This window comes from Fulvivirga aurantia, assembly GCF_009711475.1.
Classification (GTDB): domain Bacteria; phylum Bacteroidota; class Bacteroidia; order Cytophagales; family Cyclobacteriaceae; genus Fulvivirga; species Fulvivirga aurantia.
In genome coordinates this window covers 1-17,184 of record NZ_SMMD01000914.1, presented here as the reverse complement: position 1 = coordinate 17,184, position 17,184 = coordinate 1, and the positions used below count along the sequence as shown (strand labels likewise).

General features: G+C 39.2%; 17 protein-coding genes. 4 read left to right on the top strand and 13 right to left on the bottom strand.

What is annotated here, in order from left to right; all coding sequences use genetic code 11:
* Positions 1 to 199: 199 nt before the first annotated feature.
* From E1176_RS16635 to E1176_RS16610, 6 genes are all read right to left on the bottom strand, one after another.
* Positions 200 to 2,470, bottom strand: a complete 2,271-nt coding sequence (locus E1176_RS16635; RefSeq protein WP_155212108.1) for an aconitate hydratase — start codon at positions 2,468 to 2,470, stop codon at positions 200 to 202.
* A gap of 133 nt (positions 2,471 to 2,603) precedes the next feature.
* Positions 2,604 to 3,059: a MarR family winged helix-turn-helix transcriptional regulator gene (locus E1176_RS16630; RefSeq protein WP_155212107.1), complete on the bottom strand. Its 456-nt coding sequence runs from the start codon at positions 3,057 to 3,059 to the stop codon at positions 2,604 to 2,606.
* A gap of 46 nt (positions 3,060 to 3,105) precedes the next feature.
* On the bottom strand, positions 3,106 to 3,792 hold the full coding sequence (gene folE / locus E1176_RS16625) for a GTP cyclohydrolase I FolE (RefSeq protein ID WP_155212105.1): 687 nt from the start codon (positions 3,790 to 3,792) through the stop codon (positions 3,106 to 3,108).
* Entirely contained in the window at positions 3,752 to 4,162 is a 411-nt protein-coding gene (locus E1176_RS16620) for a 6-pyruvoyl trahydropterin synthase family protein (protein WP_155212103.1), read from the bottom strand. Before E1176_RS16620 ends, folE begins: the two co-directional genes overlap by 41 nt.
* 153 nt (positions 4,163 to 4,315) lie before the next feature.
* Positions 4,316 to 5,221, bottom strand: coding sequence for a PorP/SprF family type IX secretion system membrane protein (locus E1176_RS16615; RefSeq protein ID WP_155212101.1), 906 nt, complete (start codon positions 5,219 to 5,221; stop codon positions 4,316 to 4,318).
* Positions 5,222 to 5,225: 4 nt separating this feature from the next.
* Complete coding sequence (locus E1176_RS16610; RefSeq protein ID WP_155212099.1) at positions 5,226 to 8,093, bottom strand: T9SS type B sorting domain-containing protein; 2,868 nt, start codon at positions 8,091 to 8,093, stop codon at positions 5,226 to 5,228.
* Between the two features lie 241 nt (positions 8,094 to 8,334).
* Between E1176_RS16610 and E1176_RS16605 the strand changes: the two genes are divergently transcribed.
* The 3 genes from E1176_RS16605 (at position 8,335) to E1176_RS16595 (ending at position 10,293) form a co-directional block, all read left to right on the top strand.
* Complete coding sequence (locus E1176_RS16605; protein WP_155212097.1) at positions 8,335 to 8,997, top strand: phosphoadenylyl-sulfate reductase; 663 nt, start codon at positions 8,335 to 8,337, stop codon at positions 8,995 to 8,997.
* Between the two features lie 27 nt (positions 8,998 to 9,024).
* On the top strand, positions 9,025 to 9,945 hold the full coding sequence (locus tag E1176_RS16600) for an NAD-dependent epimerase/dehydratase family protein (protein WP_155212095.1): 921 nt from the start codon (positions 9,025 to 9,027) through the stop codon (positions 9,943 to 9,945).
* Between the two features lie 168 nt (positions 9,946 to 10,113).
* Positions 10,114 to 10,293, top strand: a complete 180-nt coding sequence (locus tag E1176_RS16595) for a hypothetical protein (protein ID WP_155212093.1) — start codon at positions 10,114 to 10,116, stop codon at positions 10,291 to 10,293.
* A 59-nt stretch (positions 10,294 to 10,352) separates the two neighbouring features.
* On the opposite strand, the gene E1176_RS16590 is transcribed toward E1176_RS16595, so the two are convergent.
* Genes E1176_RS16590 through sufB form a run of 7 tightly spaced genes read right to left on the bottom strand, consistent with a single transcriptional unit; the run spans position 10,353 to position 16,424 of the window.
* Positions 10,353 to 10,769: a BrxA/BrxB family bacilliredoxin gene (locus E1176_RS16590; RefSeq protein ID WP_155212091.1), complete on the bottom strand. Its 417-nt coding sequence runs from the start codon at positions 10,767 to 10,769 to the stop codon at positions 10,353 to 10,355.
* 34 nt (positions 10,770 to 10,803) lie between these two features.
* Positions 10,804 to 11,139: an SUF system Fe-S cluster assembly protein gene (locus tag E1176_RS16585; RefSeq protein ID WP_155212089.1), complete on the bottom strand. Its 336-nt coding sequence runs from the start codon at positions 11,137 to 11,139 to the stop codon at positions 10,804 to 10,806.
* 2 nt (positions 11,140 to 11,141) lie between these two features.
* Complete coding sequence (locus tag E1176_RS16580; RefSeq protein WP_155212087.1) at positions 11,142 to 11,576, bottom strand: SufE family protein; 435 nt, start codon at positions 11,574 to 11,576, stop codon at positions 11,142 to 11,144.
* Position 11,577: 1 nt separating this feature from the next.
* Positions 11,578 to 12,825 (bottom strand): SufS family cysteine desulfurase, encoded by a 1,248-nt coding sequence (locus E1176_RS16575; RefSeq protein ID WP_155212085.1) that lies wholly within the window; start codon positions 12,823 to 12,825, stop codon positions 11,578 to 11,580.
* A gap of 2 nt (positions 12,826 to 12,827) precedes the next feature.
* On the bottom strand, positions 12,828 to 14,144 hold the full coding sequence (gene sufD, locus E1176_RS16570) for a Fe-S cluster assembly protein SufD (protein ID WP_155212083.1): 1,317 nt from the start codon (positions 14,142 to 14,144) through the stop codon (positions 12,828 to 12,830).
* 26 nt (positions 14,145 to 14,170) lie between these two features.
* Positions 14,171 to 14,923: a Fe-S cluster assembly ATPase SufC gene (gene sufC, locus E1176_RS16565; protein ID WP_155212081.1), complete on the bottom strand. Its 753-nt coding sequence runs from the start codon at positions 14,921 to 14,923 to the stop codon at positions 14,171 to 14,173.
* A 55-nt stretch (positions 14,924 to 14,978) separates the two neighbouring features.
* On the bottom strand, positions 14,979 to 16,424 hold the full coding sequence (gene sufB, locus E1176_RS16560) for a Fe-S cluster assembly protein SufB (protein WP_155212079.1): 1,446 nt from the start codon (positions 16,422 to 16,424) through the stop codon (positions 14,979 to 14,981).
* Between the two features lie 384 nt (positions 16,425 to 16,808).
* On the opposite strand from sufB, the gene E1176_RS16555 reads away from it, so the two are divergent.
* A partial coding sequence (locus tag E1176_RS16555) for a hypothetical protein (protein ID WP_222933167.1) occupies positions 16,809 to 17,184 on the top strand: 376 nt, incomplete at its 3' end.

Here is a 17,184-nt window from a genome sequence, read left to right as displayed (position 1 = left end):
GTCGTCTGACCACTTTGAGTGGTCTGACGACTCCTCATTTTTACACCTAGTCAGTCATACTACCTGCCCGTGTAATTAGCTATAGATTCCATCACTTAAGGTGATGGAATCTATCAACACATAAGTACTTAAAATAACGAAGCCCATAAAAAAAGCCGCTCATTGAGCGGCTTTTGTAATAATTGTGCAAGGCTTCTTTTTATTCTGCCTTTTCTTTAGCTGCAATCAAATTCAAAGCAGATCCTGCATTAAACCAACCAATTTGTACTTCATTGTACGTGTGGTTTGTTTTGATTGTATCTTCAGATCCATCAGCATGTTTAACTAATAAAGTTAATTGTCTGTCTGGAGCGAATTTATCTAAATCTAAGAAGTCGATAGTATCGTCTTCTAAGATCTTATTATAATCTTCTTCATTAGCAAAAGTAAGTCCGAGCATACCTTGTTTTTTAAGGTTAGTCTCGTGTATTCTAGCAAATGATTTCACTAAAACAACTTTTACGCCTAAGTGACGAGGCTGCATAGCTGCGTGCTCTCTTGAAGAACCTTCACCGTAGTTATGGTCACCTACTACTATTGTAGGAATTCCCTTCGCCTTGTACTCACGCTGAGTTGCCGGTACCGTACCATATTCGCCAGTAAGCTGACTTTTAACAGAGTCTGTAGCATCATTAAAGAAGTTTACAGCACCTGTTAAAGTATTGTCTGCGATATTATCCAGGTGACCTCTGAACCTTAACCATGGACCTGCCATAGATATGTGGTCAGTAGTACATTTGCCCTTAGCTTTAATTAAAAGCTTCATACCGGTGATGTTTTCACCATCCCAAGGCTTAAATGGAGTGAGTAACTGCAATCTTTTAGAATCAGGAGCTACTTTCACTTCTACATTGCTTCCATCTGCAGCTGGTTCCTGATACCCATTATCTTCCACATCAAAGCCTTTTTCAGGTAACTCAAAACCACTAGGTGGGTCAAGTGAAACTTGCTCACCATCAGCATTGGTCAATGTATCTTTCATTGGGTTAAAACCTAAGTCACCGCTAATTGCGATAGCAGCAACCATCTCAGGAGAAGTCACAAACGCATGGGTGTTAGGGTTGCCATCAGCTCTTTTTGAGAAGTTTCTGTTAAAAGAGTGAATGATAGTATTCTTTTCTTTTTTGCTGGCACCGGCACGATCCCACTGACCAATACACGGTCCGCAAGCATTAGTAAATATTCTAGCGCCTAGATCTTCAAATACCTGCAAAATACCATCTCTATCCACAGTAAATCGTATTTGCTCAGAGCCAGGGTTGATACCGAAATCTGATTTAGCTTTTATTTTCTTATCTACAGCTTGTTGAGCGATAGATACTGCTCTCGTTAAGTCTTCGTAAGATGAGTTAGTACAAGATCCGATCAGTCCCCACTCAACATCTAATGGCCAGCCGTTTTTCTCAGCTTCTTCTCTCATTTTTGATACAGGAGTCGCTCGATCCGGAGTAAAAGGACCATTGATGTGAGGCTCAAGCTCAGAAAGGTTGATTTCGATTACCTGATCAAAATATTTCTCAGGGTTTGCATATACTTCATCGTCACCAGTAAGGTGTTCTCTTATTTTATTTGCTTCATCAGCAACTTCGGCTCTTCCTGTAGCACGTAAGTATCTCTCCATGCTATCATCGTAACCAAAAGTAGAAGTGGTAGCACCTATTTCGGCACCCATGTTACAGATTGTGCCTTTACCAGTACAAGACATCGATTTAGCACCTTCGCCAAAATATTCAACGATAGCGCCTGTACCACCTTTTACGGTTAAGATACCAGCTACTTTAAGGATTACATCTTTTGGTGCAGTCCAGCCATTTAATTTGCCAGTAAGCTTTACACCAATCATTTTAGGCATTTTAAGCTCCCAAGGCATACCGGCCATCACGTCCACAGCATCTGCTCCACCAACACCGATAGCAACCATGCCTAAACCACCAGCATTTACAGTATGAGAGTCTGTACCGATCATCATACCACCTGGGAAAGCATAGTTTTCAAGCACTACCTGGTGAATAATACCTGCACCCGGTTTCCAGAAACCTATTCCATATTTGTTTGATACCGACTCGAGAAAGTTAAACACCTCACCACTTGCCGTGATTGAGCTTTTTAAATCTTCTTTAGCTCCTTCTTTAGCCAAAATAAGGTGATCGCAGTGCACGGTAGAAGGTACAGCTACTTTCTTTTTACCAGCTTGCATAAACTGTAATAAGGCCATTTGAGCTGTTGCATCCTGCATAGCTACTCTGTCCGGAGCAAAATTCACATAAGATTTAGCCCTTTCAAAAGCCTCAAGTTGCTGATCCTCATGTAGATGAGAATAAAGAATTTTTTCTGAAAGTGTAAGTGGTTTATTAGTTACTTTTCTGGCAGCTTCGATGCGTTCGCTCATCGTAGCATATACCGCCTTGATCATATCAATATCAAATGCCATATTGTTGCTTTGGTTTATGTGATAAAAAGAGTTGCAAAGGTACGAATTAAAATATTTATTTGGGAGTACGAAATTGCCCCGCATATAATTTATAATCGTATTAAATAAGCGTATAAGGCTATCTTCGACTCACTTATTTCGACCCTCTTAACTTATCCAACAGAAGATTAAGGGTAGTTGTTTCCTCTGTAGTGAGATTGTCAAAAATATGCTCAAAACCACGGGCTTTTTCGTCTGTACTTGCCAAGAGCTCGAGTCCTTGTTCTGAAATTTTAATTTGTGTTAATCGCTTATCTGTTTTTGAGGTAATTTTTGCTACAAGTTCCTTGGCTTCGAGACGTTTGACAATTCTTGAAGCGTCAGACATTTTGTCGAGCATTCTCTCTTTAATAAGGTTGATGGTTGCAGGCTGCGGACTCTGTCCTCTTAAGATGCGTAGGACGTTATACTGCTGGCGGGTGATGTCATTTTCCTTAAAGAAGGAGTTCATTTGCCCAATAATGTGATTATAGGTGTAAATCACATTAATTAAGGCCTTCTGACTCTCAGTTTTAAACTCCTTCTGTTTTATGTCATCTTTAAGGCTCATATACTAAAATGCTCTTAATCAGCCTGAAAGATATAAAAAATGCTCTTTACTTAGCGTTTATATAATTAAGAAATTCGTTTTTGATCTGAGCATCGTTAAACTTCCCATCAAAAAATGCTGTACCGGTTTTGCTATTGGTATCGCCAACACCTCTTGAAGCCACGCACATATGTGTGGCATCTACCACGACTGCAATGTCGTCTGTTTTTAGAATCTTTTTAAGCTCATTGGCAATTTGCACAGTCAAGCGCTCCTGTACCTGAGGCCTTTTCGCAAAATATTGAACGATACGATTGATTTTAGATAACCCAATGACCTTACCGCTGCTAATATACCCTACATGTGCTTTACCATAAATAGGCACAAAATGATGCTCACAATGAGAGTAGAAAGTAATGTCTTTTTCTACCAACATCTGGTCGTACTTATATTTATTGTCAAAAAGTCGTGCCTGAGGCTTGTTGGCAGGGTTAAGCCCACTAAATACCTCTTTTACATACATTTTAGCCACACGGTGTGGAGTCCCTCTCAAAGAATCATCATTAAGGTCGAGGCCCAAAATGTTCATGATAGACTCAAAATGCTCTTCGATTTTAGCAACCTTTTCATCATCACTCATATCAAAAGCATCGTCACGTAAAGGCGTGTTGTATGAAGTACCTACATGATCCTCTGAAAAATCGTCTTCTTCTCTATGAGGCTGGGTATTCAACATAATTTCTTTCTGTTTCATAAAGTTTAACTTTTAAATCGATGCTTTCTTCAATTTCAGGTCTAAGCAGGTTATAAATAACTATTGCAATATTTTCTGCAGTTGGGTTGAGCTCTTTAAAATGAGCTACATCGAGGTTTAAATTTTTGTGATCAAACTGAGAAGTCACCTTTTCTTTAATCAGATCACTTAGTTTTTTCATGTCATACACATAACCAGTGGTTTTATCCACTTCACCTATTAGTCTTACGATCAAATCGTAATTGTGTCCATGAAAATTTGGGTTACTACACTTTCCAAAAACTGCTTTATTCTTTTCATCGTTCCATTCTGGGTTGTATAATCGATGAGCAGCATTAAAATGCTCTTTTCTAAAAACGGCTACTTTCATAATTGATGGTACAACAATGATTTGTTTGCTTATGTTCGACCAAAACTAAAAATTTGTTTAATATTTTTTAATAAAAATTAAACAGTATGTTTCGACTCGTTCAAAGTTATATCATTTAACCAGATGTCCGTAATTAACGAAAGGTAATTGTGCTTAAAAGTGTCTTTCATCGAGGAAATGGAAGTCAAACACTTCAAGATCAAGCGTTATAGATATTTCATGAGAAGTAAACTCTGTGCCTACAGATTTATTGGTAGGTATTTCTCCCACATAACCTATCCTGATATTGTGGTCAAAGTTGATTTGGGCCAGTAGTCCGAAGGTTTCAAAATTACGGGTAAGTGCTCCAATGGTATACTTGTCACGCAGTATAACGCTACCATTTAGATCTACAGACACTGGTGCATCTGCGACTCCTTTAAACAGGGCAGTTGGTTTCAGAGCTAAGTCTGTATTCAGGTTGATGAGATAACCCGCTCCGAAATAAAAATGGCGCTGATATAATTGTGATTCGATCATACCAAAGTCTTCTTTACTGTTGACCAGGCGCGGCACTGACAATCCCAAATAGTATTTAGGACTTTTAAGTACTATTCCGGCCCCGATATTAAATTTAGAAAAAGTCTCATCACCACCAAAAACAGGGTCATTGTTGTCTTTAATGGTTAATTCAGAATTGCTTTCTTCAAGAGAAAAAATGCCGGCCTGCATACCAAAAGAAAGCTTAGCCTCTCCGAAATCTATCTTATAGGCACTTGTGGCACTGATTTGTGTATTCGTGGTTGATCCGACTTTGTCCCTCACGATTACTAAACCAAGGCCTAGAAGATTATCAAAAAAAGAGGAGTGCGCTGAAAAAGCTGCTGTATTTGGAGCTCCATCAAGCCCGGTCCATTGTGTGCGATAGCTTAGAGATGCATTCAGTACATTGTTGATCCCTGTATATCCAGGGTTGATAACCATCGGGTTATTTATATACTGAGCATACAAAGGGTCTTGCTGGCCGTAAGCTGAAGAAACTATGAAAAAGAGCGAAATAGAGAATAGAACCTGTTTCATAACCTTATTCTTTAATGACCAAATAACCCTCAAAACTACCCTCTGGGCTTTTTATTTTATAGAAGTAGGTGGCGGTGGGCAAATCATCTAGCTGATTGTTTGCGACCTCACCGTTATAATTCACTAGTGTTTTTACATTGTCACCCCATCGATTATAAATTTCTATAGCATTGGGAGAGGTGAGGTTTTGAATTTCCCAAAAGTCATTTAAACCATCTCCATTTGGAGATACAGCATTAAAAATGAGCAATTGTCCGCCTACGTCAGATACTACGATACTAATACTGTTTTCATCACACTCATTTGAAGGGTCGCAAGCGCGTAGCGTGATGGCGTCATTGCCTGAAAAGTTCACATTACTGTAGTCTACCTCTACTTCACAGTTATTTATACTGGTGGATGCACCGGAAGAAATGCTTACTACAGTCACGGTTAGTTCACTGTCCTCATTATCAGGGTCATCTATCAGCTCGCACCAATCAAAGGTTAGAATAGCTCCTCTTTGAATTGATTGAGCAACCGTATTGACTACAGGTGGCTGGTTGACGATTTGAATATCAATAATGCCTTGGTCGGAGCCACATGCTCCCCGTATTTCATACGCTATCAGGTCACTGCCTGATGTGCCTGCGTTAGCAGTGTAAGTCAATACACCTTGAGCCAAACTTGCTGTGCCCTGTGTTGGGTTTGTAACTATTGCTACAGCAAGAGATTCATTATTAGAACTTTCATTTTCTGCCTGTACATCAATTTGAAAAGCTTGACCTGCGGATACATTGCGGTCGTAGTCTAAGGCTGCGGGGTCAGAAGAAATAGTGACACTCAAACTCGATTGATTGGAAGGACAGGTAGTGCCACCTCCAAATGCTGTCAGGGTGAGGGTTACGCTACCATTGCTCTCGTCATTAGACCCGGGCATATAGCTGGTGTTCAGCATTGTGGGATTGTCAAATTGGCCATCACCGGATGTACTCCACATTGGGTTTGTGCCACCGGAAGATACAGATCCTGTAACAGACACATTATCTCCCAGGCAAACAGCCTGATCATTTCCAGCACTCACAGTGGGCGCATTGCCACACAAGCCTCTCAAATCCAGCGCCAGAAAAGCAGGGTTTGGATTAGAAATGTTAATTGCATGGACCTTTTCCACATCTGTGCCATCAAGATTTGCTCTCATGATTCCAGGAGGGGTGATGGAGGGAGCTCCACGACATACCCAATATATTTTATTATTGATTAAATCCAGATCTATTCCGCGAGCTTCACCAGTTATATTAAAAAATGTCGGGTTGCTGAAGGGAGGCGTTTCATTGATGTCGTTTGAATAGATTTTACCAGCCGATTCTTTAGGCCCTGCCGACCAGTAAACTCTGTTGTTGATGGCATCAACCTTGACATCATAAAATATCTCGATAGGGCTTGCGGATGATACTTCAAACAATTTTTCTTCATTAGTCCCATCCAGGTTGGCTCTGTAAAGTGTGGCAAGATTTCCGCTAAAATCGATGTTGTTTCCGGTATAATAAATTTTGCTATTGGTATGATCTACTGTAATGCCAACCGGTTGCGTCACTGTGGCAATAGTGGTTAAAGTAGAAATAGGAGAAGGGTCATTTGGATCAATACGTTGTATTTCGTTTACACCCCAGTACGTGTAGTATAATAGTCTATTGACCGGATCCCAGGCTACTTGCTCGAGGCTATCATCCTGAGAAGGGTTAAAATCAAGGAGGAGTTCGTAATTGTCACCTACAAAGCCAGTTTCACCAAGTGATGCTCGCTTGATTTCTGCTTTGGCACCATCACTAAAATATACGTGGTTGTTTTCAGTATCAAGTGCTATCCCACTTAATCTGGTGTTAAAACCATCGTAATATCTCTCGAAATCCGTTCCATCCAGATTTGTTCTATGTATTTCACCTTGATTGAAAGTAACCTCACCTTCCGTCCAATAGACTTTAGGAGGAGTGCCAACACTTAAATCCAGCGCTACACTTACCGGAAAGTCTATGCCGGTATGTAAAACGACCGGATTGCTTCCATCTAATTCCAGCTGACCGATATTACCACTTGGGCCTGAATCGGCATAGAATAATAGGCCAAGGCTGCCATCTACCGCCATTCCGCGAGGGTCTTCTAAATTAGTTATAACCCTAGCTCTACTGGCAGAACTTCCATCGAGGTCTGCCATCCAAATTTCTCCGGCACCTGAGAAATCTCCATTGAAGTACAACTTGCCATTAATCTGGTCTACCGCTACTTCAGTAAAGTCTGCAAATGAAAAATCGAATCCGCTAATGATGGTAGTGGCTGAAGAACCATCCAGGTTGGCTCTTCTTACCTCTGACGATGTGATGTCTCGGGTGTAGTATAATTTTCCATTGGCTGGGTCTAGCGCAAGGCCTTCTATAAAAGAGTCTGCCAGAACAGGTTGTATAACCACAGGAGTTTGATCAATACTTGTCTTTTGAATTAGATTATTAGCCAAATCGATCCAATATAGGTCTCTGTTTATAGCGTCAATTTCGATCGCTGCAGGAGTACCAGAACCTAAATCAACAAACTCTATAACATCAGTAAATATGAGGCCGGAAGTTGTGGTGACAATATCTGCTCTCCATATAAAATTGTCTGCAGACCAAAATGCACGATTAGTTACAGGGTCAACCGCAATATCTTCTATATTACTTGCAAAGCCAGCGGTTCCCATAGGTAAAAGCTTACCCCCATTGAGGGTATCTCTAAATACAATGCCGCTACCATTACCAGCGATATATAACGATTGACCAGATTGTGATATGGTTGCCTGCCCTTGAGATGTGGCATATGACAGTAAGATGAGCAACAATACTGTAAGCGATCGAGCCATGGTAATAGACAGGTTAAATGAAGAAGACAATAACCGATACTATACAATATAGTATAAATATGACATCAGTCAAAATATTATATTCTTAAACTGCAATTATGTATGCTTTAAATTATGTGTTATAAGAAGGCTAGATTTATTTGGTGATTTTGTCGCTTAAATGCCAATTTACACATGTTTTGTAGCCTTATAGCTGTTCTATCCGTTGGTTTATTTTGTATCATTGCAATGTAAAAGTGTTATGCAGTACGAGGAGATAAAAAAACAGATAGAAGATTATAAGAATGATGGTAAAAGCCTTTTTACAACATCTTCTTTTCAGTCACATAGCTTGGTGTTACTTCATATATTGAGCAGAATAGATCCTTCTATTCCTGTGGTATTCATAAACACCGGATATCATTTTCCTGAAACGGTAGAGTTTCGTGACCGTGTTACAGATTCTTTCGGTCTTAAAAATCTAATTGATTTAAGGCCTGATACCCCAAAATTTATGCAAAAAGACGCTTTTGGTAGATTACTATTTACAAGTGATCCTGACCACTGCTGCTATTTAAATAAAACTCAACCTGTAGATACCCTTTTGTCTAAACATGACGTCTGGATAAACGGAGTGCGTGCTGACCAGAGTGCAACACGAAAAGCAATGAAAACCGAACAGCCTGCTCCTCATGGTACGGTAAGGTTTCACCCGATGCTTGATTGGACAGCCAAAATGATCTATGAGTACCAAAAGCAGTATAATCTGCCTAAGCACCCGCTTGAGTCTAATGGCTACTTAAGCATTGGATGCGAACCATGTACACGCAAAGTTGATCCTGAAATGATCGAGCGCGAAGCCAGATGGTATGGTATGAATAAAACAGAATGTGGATTACACACCGATTTGGTCGAGCAAAAATAAACCCCCTACGAAAATCTAATAATTGAAATGAAAGTATTAATTACTGGTGGAGCCGGATATATAGGTACAGAACTTGTAAACCAACTTTCTCATCGCAGTGATGTAGAAGAAATCATTATCTACGATAACCTGAGTCGGTCTAATTTTAATGTATTTCTAGGTACACCGCTACCCAATGGAGCCAGGGTTAAATTTGTACAGGGGGAATTACTGGATTCCAGAAACCTTAAAAAACATCTGAAAGGTGTTGATGTGGTTTATCATCTGGCTGCAAAAGTGACCACACCTTTTGCTAATACAGATCCTCATTTTTACGAACAGGTAAATCATTGGGGTACCGCTGAGTTGATTTATGCTGTAGAAGACAGTGATGTAAAACAGTTTGTTTTTACCAGTAGTACAGGTGTGTACGGGGCTGCTAATACCTCAGCAGACGAAAATACAGAGCCTAACCCCAAGACATTTTATGGCATATCTAAATTACGTGGTGAGGAGCATGTAAGTAGGCTGTCTGATAAGATTGATACTTATATTTTCAGGTGTGGAAATGTGTATGGTTACAGTAAAAGTATGCGCTTTGATGCCGTGATTAACAAATTCATTTTCGAGGCTAACTTCAATAACCGTATTACCATACATGGCGATGGTAAACAGCACAGGTCATTTATTCATATAGACCATGTGAGCAGGGGGTTGGCAAGTATTCTGGATCGTGTGGTTAAACCTGGACTGTATAATTTGGTAGATAGAGACTTACAAGTGCTGGATATCGTAGATGTTTTGAAAGGACTCATGCCAGACTTAGAATTTATTTTCATCAACCAGCATCTTAAACTCAGAGAGTTAATAGTAAAGCCTAATGAAGCTCTAAATTCACAGCTTAAGATTGAAAATGGTAAATCGTTTGAAGAAGAGCTTTCTGAATTTAAAGCCAGATTTAGTTTCTAAGGCTATTCGATTTATTTAGCACCGTTCTAAAACGTATATCAGGTGTTCGATTAGGTACACTTTGCTCAACCAGGAGTGCATCGAATCACGCTTCACAGCATCAAAAAGGCGTTTTTAAAAGCAGGCACATGGTTTGATAAGTTGTTGTTAGGTCAAAAATTCAAAATAATGAACAACAACATTAATTATCTTCGTGTTTACGATGAGAAGCTCGATCTTCTCTTGGATACAGCGGTGAGTAGTTTACCTATGAAATCTTCAAGATTAGATGCATTACTTAAAAAGAGCAAGTTATTTCTCAATGTAGATAACATCGCATGTTACAGAATTGTACCAGAACTACGCTGAGGAAATAAAAAGGCCCTGATTGAATCTCAATCAGGGCCTTTTTTATGAGTTAGCTTAAATTAACAGTATTCCTTAAATACTTCTACTAAGTGCTGTCCGATCATTTCGGCAGTTCTACCTTCAATGTGGTGTCTTTCTACGAAATGCACTAGTTCACCATTTTTGAACATTGCAATTGATGGAGATGAAGGAGGGTAAGGAAGTGTTAATTCTCTTACTTTATCTACTGCTTCTTTGTCAACACCAGCAAAAACAGTGGTAAGATGATCAGGTTTAGCTGCGCTATTTTCTACAGCAAACTTAACCCCAGGTCTTGCTGCTCCAGCAGCACAACCACATACTGAATTTACAACTACCAATGTAGTACCTTTATGATCAGCAAAGTGATTTGCTACGTCTTCTCCTGTTTTTAATTCTGTGAAACCAACCGAAGTAAGGTCAGTTCTCATGGGTGCTACTAATTCTTCTGGATACATATCTATTTATATTTCAAATGTCAAATTAATAATCTTATAAAAATCCGAGTTCCAATTTAGCGGCCTCAGACATCATATCTTGAGTAAATGGTGGGTCAAATGTGATTTCAACATTTACCTCACTTACTTCCTCGATTTGTTTAATAGCCATCTCTACCTCGGCAGGAATAGTTTCTGCAGCCGGGCAGTTTGGCGATGTCAATGTCATTAAAACATATACGTTATTAACCGGAAATACATTGATTTCATATATAAGGCCTAACTCATATATATCAACAGGTATTTCAGGGTCATATACTGTTTTTATAGCCTCTACAACTTTATCTCGAAGTGTTGGCTGTGCTTCGTTTTGTTTTGTTTCCTCACTCATAACTAAGCCTCAATTTTACTTTTAAATGCAAAAGCATACATCTTCATTTGCTTGATCATAGCTGCAAAGCCGTTTGACCTCTGGGTGCCTATAAATCGATCCATGCCAATTCTTTCTGGAAAGAATAGATCGGCATTTACAATATCATCAGCTTTTTGTCCAGATAAAATTCTCACTAGTAAGCTTACCAGTCCTTTAGTAATGGCAGTATTGCTATCAGCTTGAAATACTACTCTATCACCATCCAGATTGGCTGTAAGCCATACTTTAGATTGACACCCTTTTACAATGTTGTCTTCAGTCTTATGCGACTCGTCAAGGTCGTCAAGTTTTTGACCTAACTCCATGATATAAAAATTGGTCATTTCCTGATCGCCATCTAAAATGGCAAACTCTTCAACAATGTTTTCTTGAATATCTTTTATGCTTTCAGGCATATTATTTACTCATAAATTTTACGATACGATCGATTCCATCGACCATTCTATCAATTTCTTCTTTCGTGTTGTAAACGGCAAATGACGCTCTTACAGTTCCTTCAATACCAAAGCGATCCATCAACGGTTGAGTACAATGGTGCCCCGTTCTCACTGCAATACCACGGGCATCAAGCATCTGACCGATGTCAAACGGATGAATACCGTCAATAACAAAAGAAATTACACTCACTTTATTCTTGGCTGTACCTACAATTCTAAGTCCGCCAATTGCTTCAAGCTTTTTTGTGCCATAGGCCAACAGCTCTGACTCGTAGGCAGCCATAGCATCTTTACCGTTTTCATTTACAAATTTGATAGCCTCGTTAAAAGCTATAACATCTCCGATATTTGGAGTGCCAGCCTCAAATTTATAAGGTATGTCATTGTAAGTGGTGCCATCAAAACTTACATCTTTTATCATTTCACCACCACCTTGGTAAGGAGGCATACTTTCAAGCAATTCTCTTTTACCATACAATGCACCTGTACCGGTAGGGCCGTAAAATTTGTGAGCCGAAATAGCATAGAAATCTGCATCCAGCGCCTGTACATCGATAGGAAGGTGAGCCGAAGCCTGTGCACCATCAATCAATACCTTAGCACCAACTTTATGCGCTTCTCTTATAATTTCTTCAATAGGGTTTATTGTACCTAAACTATTGGATGCATGGTTTACGGCAACCAACTTTGTTTTATCAGAAAGTAATTCTTTATAAGCATCGATATCAAGTTCACCGGCTTCAGAAACAGGGATTACCTTTATTGTAGCCTCCTTTTCTTTTGCCAATAACTGCCACGGCACAATATTAGAATGATGCTCTAGCTCAGAAACGATGATTTCATCGCCTTTTTTAACTTCCTGTCGGCCATACGTAGCGGCCACAAGGTTGATACTTTCTGTAGTACCTTTCGTAAATATTATTTCTTCACGACTTTCAGCGTTTAAAAAAGCTCTAATACTCTCGCGTGTTACTTCAAAAGCTTTGGTAGCTTTTTCAGCTAATGTATGTATGCCTCTATGGATATTGGCATTATAACCTCGATAATACTCGTCAAGTGCCTTGATAACACTTTCCGGTTTTTGGGTGGTTGCAGCGTTGTCGAAGTAGGCGAGAGGTTTGCCATTTACTTCTTGGTGAAGCACTGGAAACATTTTTCTTATGGCTTCAACATTCAAGCCTTTAACACCTTCTTTCAACTCGCTCATATTTAAAAATCGTTTTGAAGTCTCTCAGAAATTAAGTTTTGTAAAAACTCTTTGAGAGGTTCTAGTTTAATACTTGATACTACATCAACGGCAAAAGCATACAACATCAAAGCTCTGGCCGACTCTACACTCAATCCTCTTGCTCTGAGGTAAAACATACCATCTTCATCGAGCTGACCTGTCGTACAACCGTGCGAACATTTTACGTCATCTGCCCAGATTTCCAACTGTGGCTTTGAGTTCATCACTGAAGTATCTGATAATAGTATGTTTTTATTTGACTGGAAGGCATTCGTTTTTTGTGCCTCTTGTCTTACAAACACTTTACCATTGAATACACCATGCGAACTATCGTCCAAAATTCCTTTGTAAAGCTCATTACTTACACAATTAGGTTTGATATGATCAACCTCTGTATGATTATCTACATGAGTATTGCCATTGATTAGATACAGCCCGTACATGTTAGACTCACAGCCCTCACCATCCACAACAATATTCATGTTGTTTCTGATCATGGCTCCATTAAGCGTAAAAGTGTAAGCACTAAAGCGACTTGATCGCTCCTGATGCACCTGCGTGGTGCCTACGTGGTAGGCAGTATCTTTATTATTTTGAAGCTTGTAATACTCTACAGCCGCATTTTCTTCAACTATTATCTCAGAGACAATATTGGTCAAACTCTCATGAGCACCTTCGGTATTGAAATCTTCAAGAAAAGTTACTTCACTGTTTCTTTCAATATGGAAGATATTCCTGGGGTTGTTAAAAGACTGTCCCTCAGAAGCATCATTTACAAAATACAGCGCAATAGGCTTCTTTACAACCGTATTCTTGGGTACGTGGATGAAGCTTCCATCGAGACTGTAAGCAGTATTAAGCGCCACAAAAGCATCTTTTTTATAATCAGCTTGTTTGCTAAACAGCTTGTTTATCTTCTCTGAATCTTCTGTAAAAGCTGTAGACAAATCCTTTATAACCACTTGCTCTTCTAAACCTTCTATAGAAGACAGTTTTTCGTCAAATTTACCATTGACGAAAACTATTTTGTGCGTATCAAGCTTTGGGATAAAGTACTTAGAAGCCTGTTCCTTAGTGATAGATGCTTCTGCGCCTATTTTTCCAAAGTCGAAAGCTTTCTCTAGTGATTTTTGAAGATTTGTATACTTATATTCTTCATTTTTCGGCCCAGGAAAACCCAGCGTTTTAAATGCTTCAAGCGCATTTTTTCGGGTGGTATGTTCTGGTTGAGAAGCATGACCGTTGAGCTGTGCTTCAAAAGCTTCAAAATTCTTAATTAAATTTTCTTGTAAACTCATTACTTCAGCTTATGCTGTTTTAAGATTTATGCGATTGTTTTTTCTTTTATCCAGTCGTATCCTTTTTCTTCTAACTCAAGAGCAAGCTCTTTTGTGCCAGATTTCACGATACGGCCGTTGTAGAGTACGTGTACATAATCAGGTACGATATACTCTAGCAACCTTTGATAGTGAGTAACAACAATCGTTGCGTTATCTTTAGTTTTAAGTTTATTTACGCCATCAGCCACAATTCTAAGCGCATCGATATCAAGACCAGAATCGGTTTCGTCTAGTATCGATAAAGTTGGCTCTAGCATTGCCATCTGAAATACTTCATTACGCTTTTTCTCTCCACCAGAGAAACCTTCATTTAGCGCACGACTCAATAAAGATTGGTCTATATCAACCAATTTCATTTTCTCCTTCATTTCTTTAAGAAAAGAAACTGCATCGAATGGCTCAAGGCCTCTGTGCTCTCTAATTTGGTTTATCGCTGTTTTTAAAAAATTGGTGGTGCTTACACCAGGTATTTCAACAGGATATTGGAAAGCTAAGAATATACCCTCGCGAGCTCTTTCTTCAGGAGCAAGGTCGAGTAAGTCTTGTTCTTTATAGGTAACCTTTCCTTTGGTAACTTCATAGTCTTCGCGACCAGCTAAAACTGATGCCAAGGTACTTTTACCAGAACCGTTTGGTCCCATTATAGCATGTACCTCACCAGGCTTTACCTCCAGGTTGATACCTTTAAGTATTTCTTTATCTTCTATTGATGCGTGTAAATCTTCTATCTTAAGCATTGTGTTATTCTAAATTCTTTGTCAGGATAATTTTGATTGAAAAGGGTGGAAGTGATTAACCCACAGAACCTTCCAGCGTCAAGGCCAGGAGCTTCTGTGCTTCAACTGCAAATTCCATTGGCAGCTGATTAAGCACTTCTTTACAATATCCATTAACGATTAGCGCGATAGCACTTTCTTCGTCTATACCTCTTTGAGTACAGTAGAATATTTGATCTTCTCCAATCTTCGAAGTTGTGGCTTCATGCTCTACCTGAGCAGAGCTGTTTTCGATATCTATATATGGGAAGGTGTGTGCACCACATAGGTTACCCATTAATAAGGAGTCGCACTGTGAGAAGTTACGCGCATTTTCAGCTCTCTTCATCACTTTAACTTGTCCACGGTAACTGTTCTGTGATTTACCTGCTGATACACCTTTAGATACAATTCTGGATTTTGTGTTCTTACCGATGTGAATCATCTTGGTACCAGTATCCGCTTGCTGCATTTTGTTAGTTACAGCTACAGAGTAAAACTCTCCCTGTGAGTGATCTCCTTTAAGAATGCATGATGGATATTTCCACGTTACTGCAGATCCGGTCTCTACCTGTGTCCAGGATATCTTTGATCTGTCTCCGGCACAAATGCCCCTTTTAGTTACGAAGTTGTAAATACCACCTTTACCATTCTCATCTCCAGGATACCAGTTCTGTACAGTAGAATACTTAACCTCAGCATCTGCTTGAGCATATATCTCTACCACAGCTGCATGAAGTTGATTTTCATCTCTCTGAGGTGCTGTACAACCTTCAAGGTAACTAACATATGATCCTTCCTCTGCTACGATCAGTGTTCTTTCAAACTGACCCGTATTAGCGGCATTAATTCTAAAGTATGTAGATAACTCCATTGGGCATCTAACTCCTTTAGGGATATAGCAGAATGATCCATCTGAGAAAACTGCTGAATTAAGTGCAGCAAAGTAGTTGTCATTAACCGGCACTACTGACCCAATGTATTTCTTTACCAGCTCAGGGTGGTCTTGCACAGCCTCACTAAAAGAGCAGAAAATTATGCCTAATTCGGCAAGTTTATCTTTAAATGTAGTTGCAACAGATACACTGTCGAAAACAGCATCTACTGCCACTCCGGTCAATCTTTTTTGTTCCTCTAACGAAATACCCAACTTTTTAAATGTCTCGAGCATTTCAGGGTCTACTTCGTCCAAACTCTTAGGCTTTACCTTTTGCTTTGGTGCAGAGTAGTAGATGATGTCCTGATAATTTATTTTCGGGAACTTGACATTTGCCCAATCAGGTTCTTCCATCTGGGTCCACTTTTTATAAGCTTTTAATCGCCAGTCAAGTAGCCACTCAGGTTCCTCTTTTTTAGCCGAAATGAAGCGTACAATATCCTCACTCAGGCCTTTTGGAGCCTGATCAGCCTCCATGTCGATGTTCCAACCGTGTTCATATTCTTTGGAGGTAAACTCCTCTAAAATTTGATCGTCTTTACTCATTCAATGTTATTTAGACTCATTTCAAATTACACTGCAAATGTACAACAATTATTACACTTTAAGGTTTCACGTTTTGGATTTTTTGGATTAGTTAAAACCAATGAAGCCATAGATAAAATTGATCTTTATAGCCTTTTTTAAGCATATTTTTCACGATTCCGTATGCTGGCTAAGCGTGTACTGTTGTATTTTAAGCTGCAAAGGTAGCAAGGTAATTTTAATCAACTACCTGTGGGCGCAAAAAGTGGAATTTAATGCTCATTATTATCCCCAATAATGTGGTTTTATTTTCACTAAATATTCTAGTTAAGTACATGATTCAGGTAGAAATGAATTTGGCATATAATTCGATGATGATGATCCAAAACCAACCAAAAAACTATTATGAAAAGAATATTTAAATCAACATTAGCAATATTGAGTATGGCGACATTGATAGTTGCCTGTAATCCTTCAGAAACTCGTGATAATGAGGCTGTAGAGACTGAAATAGAAGAAGAAAGAGAAGAATTACGTAACGACTTGCAGAAAACTCAGGAAGATATTGATAAAAGAATAGACAAATATCAGCGTGAGTTAGACGAAAAAGGAGAGGAGCTCAGTGATGAATCAAAACAGGCATTTAACAAAGCGATTGCCACTTTGAAAAAAGAAAAAGAGCAATTAGATAGAAACCTGGAAAACTTAGATGAGTCAACTGAAGACGGCTGGAAGGAAACTAAGGCTGATATAAACGAAACCCTTGAGTCAGTAGAGAAAG

Excerpts from the sequence above, each read along its gene's own strand:
- E1176_RS16580 (WP_155212087.1), bottom strand. The coding sequence starts at position 11,576 with ATGCCTGAAAGCATAAAAGATATTCAAGAAAACATTGTTGAAGAGTTT.
- sufD (WP_155212083.1), bottom strand. The coding sequence starts at position 14,144 with ATGAGTTTACAAGAAAATTTAATTAAGAATTTTGAAGCTTTTGAAGCA.
- E1176_RS16595 (WP_155212093.1), top strand. The coding sequence starts at position 10,114 with ATGAACAACAACATTAATTATCTTCGTGTTTACGATGAGAAGCTCGAT.
- E1176_RS16585 (WP_155212089.1), bottom strand. The coding sequence starts at position 11,139 with ATGAGTGAGGAAACAAAACAAAACGAAGCACAGCCAACACTTCGAGAT.
- E1176_RS16615 (WP_155212101.1), bottom strand. The coding sequence starts at position 5,221 with ATGAAACAGGTTCTATTCTCTATTTCGCTCTTTTTCATAGTTTCTTCA.
- folE (WP_155212105.1), bottom strand. The coding sequence starts at position 3,792 with ATGAAACAGAAAGAAATTATGTTGAATACCCAGCCTCATAGAGAAGAA.
- sufB (WP_155212079.1), bottom strand. The coding sequence starts at position 16,424 with ATGAGTAAAGACGATCAAATTTTAGAGGAGTTTACCTCCAAAGAATAT.
- E1176_RS16620 (WP_155212103.1), bottom strand. The coding sequence starts at position 4,162 with ATGAAAGTAGCCGTTTTTAGAAAAGAGCATTTTAATGCTGCTCATCGA.
- E1176_RS16635 (WP_155212108.1), bottom strand. The coding sequence starts at position 2,470 with ATGGCATTTGATATTGATATGATCAAGGCGGTATATGCTACGATGAGC.
- E1176_RS16630 (WP_155212107.1), bottom strand. The coding sequence starts at position 3,059 with ATGAGCCTTAAAGATGACATAAAACAGAAGGAGTTTAAAACTGAGAGT.
- E1176_RS16575 (WP_155212085.1), bottom strand. The coding sequence starts at position 12,825 with ATGAGCGAGTTGAAAGAAGGTGTTAAAGGCTTGAATGTTGAAGCCATA.
- E1176_RS16605 (WP_155212097.1), top strand. The coding sequence starts at position 8,335 with ATGCAGTACGAGGAGATAAAAAAACAGATAGAAGATTATAAGAATGAT.
- E1176_RS16600 (WP_155212095.1), top strand. The coding sequence starts at position 9,025 with ATGAAAGTATTAATTACTGGTGGAGCCGGATATATAGGTACAGAACTT.
- sufC (WP_155212081.1), bottom strand. The coding sequence starts at position 14,923 with ATGCTTAAGATAGAAGATTTACACGCATCAATAGAAGATAAAGAAATA.
- E1176_RS16610 (WP_155212099.1), bottom strand. The coding sequence starts at position 8,093 with ATGGCTCGATCGCTTACAGTATTGTTGCTCATCTTACTGTCATATGCC.
- E1176_RS16590 (WP_155212091.1), bottom strand. The coding sequence starts at position 10,769 with ATGTATCCAGAAGAATTAGTAGCACCCATGAGAACTGACCTTACTTCG.